Origin of the sequence: Dyella sp. KRB-257 (assembly GCF_049445995.1) — a bacterium.
GTDB lineage: Bacteria > Pseudomonadota > Gammaproteobacteria > Xanthomonadales > Rhodanobacteraceae > Dyella_A.
Genome location: NZ_JBMSDZ010000017.1, coordinates 66,404 through 74,086, shown reverse-complemented (window position 1 = coordinate 74,086; position 7,683 = coordinate 66,404). Strand labels below are relative to the sequence as shown.

The following is a 7,683-nucleotide window of genomic DNA, read 5'->3' as shown; positions in this document are numbered from 1 at the left end:
AACGTCAGAAAACCCGCCGGCAACCATCCCTGGCGCCATGCTCCAACTTGACCGGCCTTCCCGGTGACGCCAAAGGGGACATGTTTAACTGGCACAGGGTGGGGACATTTCTAAATGGCGTTGACAACACGTGGCAGGGCGGCGCAGCGGGGTAGGCGGGAAGTCCCATTTCCCGCCCCGGAAACGAAGCGTCCCGGCACGAGGGCCGGGACGAATCGCTTTCGAAGGGCCTCCCCGCGCTGGGCACCGCGGGGAAACAATTTCGGCAGAACTTTCTTGTTGTGGGTGTGGCTTACTTCTTGGCCTTGGCGGTCCTGGTGGACTTGACCACCTTGGCTGGTGCGGCCTTCTTGGCGGCGGCCTTCTTCGGCGCGGCCTTCTTCGCAGAGACCTTCTTCACCGCGACTTTCTTTACTGCGGCCTTCTTGGCAGCGGCCGGCTTCTTGGCGACAGCCTTCTTGGCAACCTTCTTCACGGCGGCCTTCCTGGCGGCCGGCTTCTTCGCTGCCGGCTTCTTGGCAGCAACTCTCTTCACAGCGGCTTTCTTGGGGGCGGCCTTCTTGGCGGCCGGTTTCTTTGCAGCGGTTTTCTTGGCAGTGGCCATGGTTCGTCTCAGCTCCTCATCAGTTGGCAGTGGTTGCCCAGTAAAAGCGTGAAGGAACGCCTCGACCAGCAAATCGCTGTTGGTGGCGTGCCGAAGATTGTTTACCTGACGGTGGGTGCGCAGATCAGACAGATGCCTCAGTACGTGCAGTGGAATCGAGACGGTGATCTTGCGTACCGCGCCGGCCTTCTCACCGTGGTCGACATAAGGCTTGACGAACTTCACTGCTGCCATAACACCCGTTCCCCGGAATCTGATGCGAAAGCTATTCCTGAAGATTTCAGCTGTCAATTGATTTTCGCCCCCCCTGCGGCACCCCGATTTTCACCCCGAGGACGGCCGGGAAGCCTCGCCACGCAAGGGATTCGAGCCAATGCACATCGAACGATATGGACGTCTAGACGTCTGTATGAAAATCGCCGCGAAAACGCCGGCATCGCGGAAAGCCGCGCCACATAAAGGTTTCCACCATACGGCATGAAAAAAAGGCGATCGCGCCGTGGTCGACGCCCGCACCGGAAAGCCCGCGCCGGCGCCGCATCGGCCGCAGAAAAAACGCATGAATGGAAGACGACCGACCGCAGCAGGAAGACGGAAAATGTTTTCCCGTCGGGCACCACCGACCCGACCCGGGCGGCCCGGCGCGGCAACGACGCGTCGCCCGCGACCAGGACAGAAACGACGACGGCCGCTCGCGCGGCCGTCGCAAATCAGCAGCGGCGAAGACGCTCAGTGATCTTCGTTTTCGATCTGCTCGGCATAGGCATCGGCGTCGAGCAGTTCGTCCAGCTCGGCCCGATCGCTGGGGCGCACCACGAAGATCCAACCATCGCCGAACGCGTCCTCGTTGATCATCTCGGGCTTGTCGGCGAGCGCCTCGTTGACCGCGACGATCTCGCCGGACACCGGCGAATAGATGTCCGACGCGGCCTTCACCGACTCCACCACCGCCACGCCGTGGCCGGCCTGCACGCTGGCGCCGACTTCCGGCAGTTCCACGTACACCAGGTCGCCCAGCGCGGCCTGGGCGTGGTCGGAGATGCCCACGCGGATCAGGCCGTCGTCTTCGACGCGGGCCCACTCGTGGGACTTGAGGAATTTCAGATCGCCGGGAATCTCGCTCATGATCGGGTCCAGTCGTTGAAGTGGGAGAAAGAGGTGGCGCCGCGGATTCTAGCAGCCTGTCGGAGTTTGCCCGGCCGGGCTGCCAGCGCGTCCACCGATGCCGCCGACGATGCGCCGGCGGCGCGCGATCAGATGCCCTCGCAGGGCCGGCCGTCGCGCACGAACGGATACTTCACCTGCCGCACCGGCAGCTCGCGGCCGCGGATGTCGACGCGGATCGCGCCCGGATCGCCGGCCGGGATGCGCGCGAAGGCGATCGCCTGCTCCAGCGTCGGCGAGAAACTGCCCGACAGGATCTCGCCCTCGCCCTGCGCGGTGAGCACCTTCTGGCCGTGGCGCAGCACGCCCTTCTCGTCGAGCACCAGGCCGACCATCACGCGCTTGACGCCCTCGGCCTTCTGCTGCTCCAGCGCGGCGCGACCGATGAATTCGCGGCCCTCGTCCAGCGCTATGGTCCAGCCCAGGTTGGCCTCCCACGGCGAGACGTCCTCGTCCATGTCCTGACCATAGAGGTTCATGCCCGCCTCCAGCCGCAGCGTGTCGCGCGCACCGAGCCCGCAGGGCTTCACGCCCGCCTCAGCCAGCGCGTTCCAGAGCACCACCGCGTGCTCCTCCGGCACGAGAATCTCGAAGCCGTCCTCGCCGGTGTAGCCGGTGCGCGCCACGAACAGCGGCATGCCGTGCGGACCCTGCGCCGCCGCCGCGGCGAACTTACCCAGCTTCCCAATGCGCGGACGATCGCCCTCATGCAGCAGCGCGATGACCCTGGCGCGCGCGTTCGGTCCCTGCACCGCGATCATCGCGAACTCGGGACGCTCCTTCACCGCCACGTCGAAGGCCTTGGCCTGCGCCTCGATCCATGCCAGATCCTTGGCGCGGGTAGCGGCGTTCACCACCAGGCGGTAGTGCGCGTCGTCGAAGAAATAGACGATCAGGTCGTCGATCACCCCGCCGCGCTCGTTGAGCATGCACGAGTACAGTGCCTTGCCGCTGACCTTGAGCTTGTCCACGCTGTTGGCCAGCAAGTGGCGCAGGAAGTCGCGCGTGCGCGGGCCGTGCAGGTCGATCACCGTCATGTGCGAGACGTCGAACATGCCGGCGTCGCGGCGTACCGCGTGATGCTCCTCGATCTGCGAGCCGTAGCTGATCGGCATGTCCCAGCCGCCGAAGTCGACCATGCGGGCGCCGAGCGCGCGATGGGTGTCGTTGAGTACGGTCTTCGCAGTCATGGGAGTGCGCCTGGGGAAAGGCGTGATTATCGCCGCCCTCCGGTACGGCGAGCAACGCAGCGGTTCTTTTCGGGGATGGGTGGGTGGTTTCCCTGTGCCCGCCGGTCGCGCACAGGGTGCGCTCCTACCCTGGCCTCATCCCGTAGGAGCTCACCCTGTGAGCGACAGATGTCGCCTAGGGCGAGGGGCGGTCGCGCACAGGGTGCGCTCCTACCCTGGCCTTATCCCGTAGGAGCTCACCCTGTGAGCGACAGATGTCGCCTAGGGCGAGGGGCGGTCGCGCGCAGGGTGCGCTCCTACCCTGGCCTTATCCCGTAGGAGCTCACCCTGTGAGCGACAGATGTCGCCTAGGGCGAGGGGCGGTCGCGCGCAGGGTGCGCTCCTACAACGGGATGTGCCGGAACGTCAGGTTGAGGCGCGGCGCACTGACGCGCGCCATGCGCGGTAGTGCATGGCGGTAGTGGCGCTGGGTGTCGCCGGCCATCCGCAGCAGGCATCCATGCGCCAGGTGCAACTCGTGGGTGCGCGTGTCGCCCGCGCGTGCGCGCAGCAAAAAGCGCCGTGTTTCACCCAGGCTCACCGAGGCGATCACCGGACGCGCACCCAGCTCCGGCTCGTCGTCGCTGTGCCAGCCCATCGCATCGTTGCCATCGCGGTAGAGATTGGCCAGCACGCTGTTGAAGCGCGCGCCGCAGGCCTGCTCCACCCGGGCGCGCAGGTCGAGCAGCACGTCCGGCCACGGGTGCGGCTCGAAGCGCGTGCGCGAGTAGACATAGCTGGCGCCCGGATCACCGATCCAGCAACTCAGCCGCGGCGAGGCGACCTCGCGGCCGAACATGCGGATGCGGTGGTTCTCCCACGGGATGGAAGCAAGCAGGCGATCCAGCAGCGCATCGGCCTCGTCCGGCGCGAGCCAGCGCTCGATGATCGCCAGCTCCGCGCCGGCCAGCGGCAGCGGTTGCCACGCAACCTCGCCCATCACAACCGGCTCAGGCGATCGCCGGATACGCCGGCTCGGCATCGAGCGTGGCGGCGACCACGCTGGCCAGTTCCAGCAGGCGCAGGTCCGAGCCGCGCGCGCCCACCAGCTGCATCCCGATCGGCAGGCCGTTCGGCAACGTGCCCATCGGAATGCTCACCGCCGGACAGCCGGCGAGGCTGGCAAAGCTGGTGAGATCGGCGATCGAATCCGGCGCCGGACCGTCGAGCGGGAACGCACCCTGCGGCGTGGTCGGCAGCACCAGCACGTCCACCTGCGAAAACAGGCGGCGCATCTTGAGCGTGGCGGCATCCAGCACGCGGTCGGCGTCGGCGTAATCGCCGGCGGACTGGCGCGCTGCGTAATCGAGCATCCGGCGAAGGCGCGGCGAGACCGGATGCACGGTGTCCGCCAGGTCGGCGGCGAAGGTACCCAGCATCTCCACCTCCATCAGCAGCAGGCCGGCGCGGCGCGTGCGGGCGAAATCCCAGTCGCTGAAATCCACCGTGCGCCGCTCGCCCAGCTCGCGCGGCAGCTTGTCCATCGCGGCGTCGAACACCGCCTGCACCTCGGGCGACACGCCCACCGCGGCGAGATCCGGCAGCAGGCCGGCGCGCAGGCGGCCCGGCTCCCAGTCCGGCAGGTCGAACGCGACGCGGCGGCGGCGCGAGCGCGCGTCATCCGCGTCGTAGCCGGCCAGCACCTGCAGCAGCACGGTGAGATCGTCCACGCCGCGCGCGAGCAGGCCCACCGCGTCCAGCCGACGCGCCGCCGGCAGCATGCCGCGCGCGGAAATCTCGCCGTGCGTGGGCTTGAGCGCGTACACGCCGCAGTAGCTGGCCGGGATGCGGATCGAGCCGAGGCTGTCCGAACCCACCGCCGCCACCGCCAAGCCCGCCGCCACCGCCGCCGCCGCGCCGCCGGAGGAGCCGCCCGCGCTGTAGCCGTGGCGATACGGATTGTGGGTGGTGCCGAAATGCGGGTTGTCGGTGAGCGCGCCCAGCGCGCCTTCGTCCATGTTGGTCTTGCCGATGAGCAGCGCGCCGCAGGCACGCAGCCGGGCCACGACGTGGGCGTCGTCGGCGGCCGGCGCCTCGCGCCCCGGCAGTCCGGCGCGGGTCGGCCAGCCGGCCACGTCGAAGTTGTCCTTGAGCGCGATCGGAATGCCGTCGAGCCGGCCCATCACGCCGTCGCGCCGCCGCTTGCCCGCGGTGCGCGCCTGTTCCTGCAGCAGGCTGCCGCGCACGTCGACATAGGCGTTGAGCTGCGGATCGATACGCTCGATCGCATCCAGATACACGTCCGCCAGCACCTGCGGCTGCACGCGATCGGCGGCCAGCCAGTGCAGCAGCTGGCACAGCGTGGCGCGGCGCATGTCCCGCTCGGCGATCGGCGGCAACGAATTCATGCGCACTCCCGGTAAACCATGTGCCGCGATTATCGCTGCCCGGCATGAAGCGATTGCAAGGCGTGGCGCAGCACGCGTTGCCGCGCGGCACGCGAAACCGGACAATGCGCATCCTGATCGATACCCGCGCGCACGGTCCGCCCGCGCGCCCGCACGAGACGATGGAGCCAGCGATGAGCGAACGCGAGACGATGGAATACGACGTGATCGTGGTGGGTGCCGGCCCCGCGGGGCTGTCCTTCGCCATCCGGCTCAAGCAGCTGCAGCCCGACACATCCATATGCGTGATCGAGAAGGCCTCGACCATCGGCGCGCAGATTCTCTCCGGCGCGGTGATCGAAACCGGCCCGCTCGATGCACTGCTGCCCGACTGGCGAAAGAATCCGCCGCCGATCTGCGTGGACGCGACCGAAGACGAGTTCTGGCTGCTCAGCAAGACCGGCGGGCGCAAGCTGCCGGTGCCGCCGGGCATGAACAACCACGGCAACGTGATCGTCTCGCTGGGCGCGATGTGCGCGTGGCTGGCGCCGCAGGCCGAAGCGCTGGGCGTGGACGTGTTCCCCGGCTTCGCCGCCGCCGACACCATCCATAACGACGACGGCTCGGTCGCCGGCGTGCGCATCGGCGACATGGGCGTGGCGAAGGACGGCTCGCACAAGAGCGGCTACACGCAAGGCATCGACATCAAGGCCAGGGTCACCGTGCTGGCCGAAGGCGCGCGCGGCAGCCTCACCAAGCAGCTGATCAAGCGCTTTGCGCTGGACAAGGACAGCGACCCGCAGGGCTACTCGATCGGCATCAAGGAGCTGTGGCAACTGCCGGCCGGGCGCGTCACGCCGGGCAAGATCGTGCACAGCGTGGGCTGGCCTGCCGACCGCCGCACCTATGGCGGCAGCTTCCTCTACCACCTGGACGGCGACCGCGTGGCGCTGGGCTACGTCAGCGGCCTGGACTACACCGACCCGAACTACCAGCCGTGGGAGGCCTTCCAGCAGTGGAAGAACCACCCGATGGTCAAGCCGCTGCTCGAGGGCGGCAACATCCTCTGCGCCGGCGCGCGCGCCATCGTCACCGGCGGGTATCAATCGCTGCCCAAGGTGGAGATGCCCGGCGCCCTGTTGATCGGCGACACCGCCGGCCTGCTCAACGTGCCCAAGATCAAGGGCACGCACCAGGCCATCCGCAGCGGCATGCTCGCCGCCGAGCATCTGGCGGCAAGCTCGCTGGACAGCGCCGGCTTCGATGCGAAGCTGCGCCGTTCGGTGGTGATGGCCGAGCTGAAGAAAGTCCGCAACATCAAGCCCGGCTTCAAGAAGGGCCTGTGGTTCGGCATGCTCAACGCCGCCTGGGAAACCACCGTCGCCGGTGCCTCGCCGTGGACGCTGAAGAACAAGCCGGACTGGTCCTCGCTGCACAAGCTCGGCGAGCAGGAGGAGCCCAAGCGCGACTACGTGCCGCGCGAACTGCCGCCGCGCGACCGCCTCGCCGGCGTCTACTTCGCCGCCACCGAGCACGAGGAAGACCAGCCCATCCACCTGCACGTGGCCGACACCTCGATCTGCGTGACGAAGTGCGCCGAGGAATACGGCAACCCCTGCACCCGCTTCTGCCCGGCCAGCGTCTACGAGATCGTGCAGGACGAAGCGGGCAAGCGCCTGCAGATCAACGCCGCCAACTGCGTGCACTGCAAGACCTGCGACATCAAGGACCCCTACCAGATCATCGACTGGGTCACGCCGGAAGGCGGTTCGGGGCCGAATTACCAGAACATGTGAAGGCGTCACGCCAGCATCCTCGATGCCGGAGCTATACTTGTATAGCAACCTGCCGGAGATCCTTCATGCTTGCGATTCGACTACCCGAAGCCATCGAACTTCGCCTGGAAGCGCTCGCCAAGGCGACGGGCCGCACCAAGACCTACTACGCCCGCGAGGCCATCGTCGAACACATCGACGATCTGGAGGATCTGTACCTCGCCGAGCAGGAGTTGCTCAAGGTACGCGCCGGACGCAGCAAAACCGTGCCGCTTGCCGATGTGATGAAGAAGTATGGCCTGGCGGATTGAATTTTCCGCTCTGGGCCAAAAAAACATCCGTCAGCTGAATCCCCAGCATCGCGAGCGCGTGCTGAAGTTCTTGAGCGAGCGAGTAGCCGTCCTGCAAGATCCGCGCAGCCTCGGCGAAGCCTTGAAGGGTTCGAAGCTCGGCCATTTCTGGAAGTATCGGGTCGGCGACTACCGCGTCATCGCGGATATCCAGGACGGCGTGCTGTGCGTCCTGGTGGTCAGGATCAGCAACCGTCGCGACGTCTATCGGTGACCCCCGCTCACGAATTCATG

Annotated in this window: 8 protein-coding genes; 3 read left to right on the top strand and 5 right to left on the bottom strand. The window is 67.2% G+C overall.

The window, feature by feature from the left end; translation table 11 throughout:
- Window positions 1-292: 292 nt before the first annotated feature.
- The 5 genes from metJ to ACO2Q2_RS13250 all read right to left on the bottom strand — a co-directional run bounded on the left by metJ (window position 293) and on the right by ACO2Q2_RS13250 (window position 5,345).
- Window positions 293-838: a met regulon transcriptional regulator MetJ gene (gene metJ / locus ACO2Q2_RS13270; RefSeq protein ID WP_423256254.1), complete on the bottom strand. Its 546-nt coding sequence runs from the start codon at window positions 836-838 to the stop codon at window positions 293-295.
- 495 nt (window positions 839-1,333) lie between these two features.
- The gene (gcvH, locus tag ACO2Q2_RS13265; RefSeq protein WP_423256253.1) at window positions 1,334-1,729 is read right to left on the bottom strand and encodes a glycine cleavage system protein GcvH; all 396 of its coding nucleotides are present in this window, start codon (window positions 1,727-1,729) and stop codon (window positions 1,334-1,336) included.
- 128 nt (window positions 1,730-1,857) lie between these two features.
- Complete coding sequence (gene gcvT / locus ACO2Q2_RS13260) at window positions 1,858-2,958, bottom strand: glycine cleavage system aminomethyltransferase GcvT (protein ID WP_423256252.1); 1,101 nt, start codon at window positions 2,956-2,958, stop codon at window positions 1,858-1,860.
- A 382-nt stretch (window positions 2,959-3,340) separates the two neighbouring features.
- The gene (locus ACO2Q2_RS13255) at window positions 3,341-3,937 is read right to left on the bottom strand and encodes an alpha-ketoglutarate-dependent dioxygenase AlkB family protein (protein ID WP_423256251.1); all 597 of its coding nucleotides are present in this window, start codon (window positions 3,935-3,937) and stop codon (window positions 3,341-3,343) included.
- A gap of 10 nt (window positions 3,938-3,947) precedes the next feature.
- Window positions 3,948-5,345: an amidase gene (locus tag ACO2Q2_RS13250; RefSeq protein WP_423256250.1), complete on the bottom strand. Its 1,398-nt coding sequence runs from the start codon at window positions 5,343-5,345 to the stop codon at window positions 3,948-3,950.
- A 173-nt stretch (window positions 5,346-5,518) separates the two neighbouring features.
- Between ACO2Q2_RS13250 and ACO2Q2_RS13245 the strand changes: the two genes are divergently transcribed.
- The 3 genes from ACO2Q2_RS13245 (at window position 5,519) to ACO2Q2_RS13235 (ending at window position 7,663) form a co-directional block, all read left to right on the top strand.
- A complete protein-coding gene (locus ACO2Q2_RS13245) occupies window positions 5,519-7,120 on the top strand; it encodes a 4Fe-4S dicluster domain-containing protein (protein ID WP_423256261.1) in 1,602 nt (533 codons plus the stop codon).
- A 65-nt stretch (window positions 7,121-7,185) separates the two neighbouring features.
- Window positions 7,186-7,410 (top strand): type II toxin-antitoxin system RelB family antitoxin, encoded by a 225-nt coding sequence (gene relB / locus ACO2Q2_RS13240; RefSeq protein ID WP_423256249.1) that lies wholly within the window; start codon window positions 7,186-7,188, stop codon window positions 7,408-7,410.
- On the top strand, window positions 7,394-7,663 hold the full coding sequence (locus ACO2Q2_RS13235) for a type II toxin-antitoxin system RelE family toxin (protein WP_423256248.1): 270 nt from the start codon (window positions 7,394-7,396) through the stop codon (window positions 7,661-7,663). Before relB ends, ACO2Q2_RS13235 begins: the two co-directional genes overlap by 17 nt.
- The last annotated feature ends 20 nt before the right edge of the window (window positions 7,664-7,683 follow it).

What these genes read in the sequence shown, in the direction of transcription:
- relB (WP_423256249.1), top strand. Translation starts at nt 7,186, where the DNA reads ATGCTTGCGATTCGACTACCCGAAGCCATCGAACTTCGCCTGGAAGCG.
- ACO2Q2_RS13255 (WP_423256251.1), bottom strand. Translation starts at nt 3,937, where the DNA reads ATGGGCGAGGTTGCGTGGCAACCGCTGCCGCTGGCCGGCGCGGAGCTG.
- gcvT (WP_423256252.1), bottom strand. Translation starts at nt 2,958, where the DNA reads ATGACTGCGAAGACCGTACTCAACGACACCCATCGCGCGCTCGGCGCC.
- gcvH (WP_423256253.1), bottom strand. Translation starts at nt 1,729, where the DNA reads ATGAGCGAGATTCCCGGCGATCTGAAATTCCTCAAGTCCCACGAGTGG.
- ACO2Q2_RS13250 (WP_423256250.1), bottom strand. Translation starts at nt 5,345, where the DNA reads ATGAATTCGTTGCCGCCGATCGCCGAGCGGGACATGCGCCGCGCCACG.
- ACO2Q2_RS13235 (WP_423256248.1), top strand. Translation starts at nt 7,394, where the DNA reads ATGGCCTGGCGGATTGAATTTTCCGCTCTGGGCCAAAAAAACATCCGT.
- metJ (WP_423256254.1), bottom strand. Translation starts at nt 838, where the DNA reads ATGGCAGCAGTGAAGTTCGTCAAGCCTTATGTCGACCACGGTGAGAAG.
- ACO2Q2_RS13245 (WP_423256261.1), top strand. Translation starts at nt 5,519, where the DNA reads ATGAGCGAACGCGAGACGATGGAATACGACGTGATCGTGGTGGGTGCC.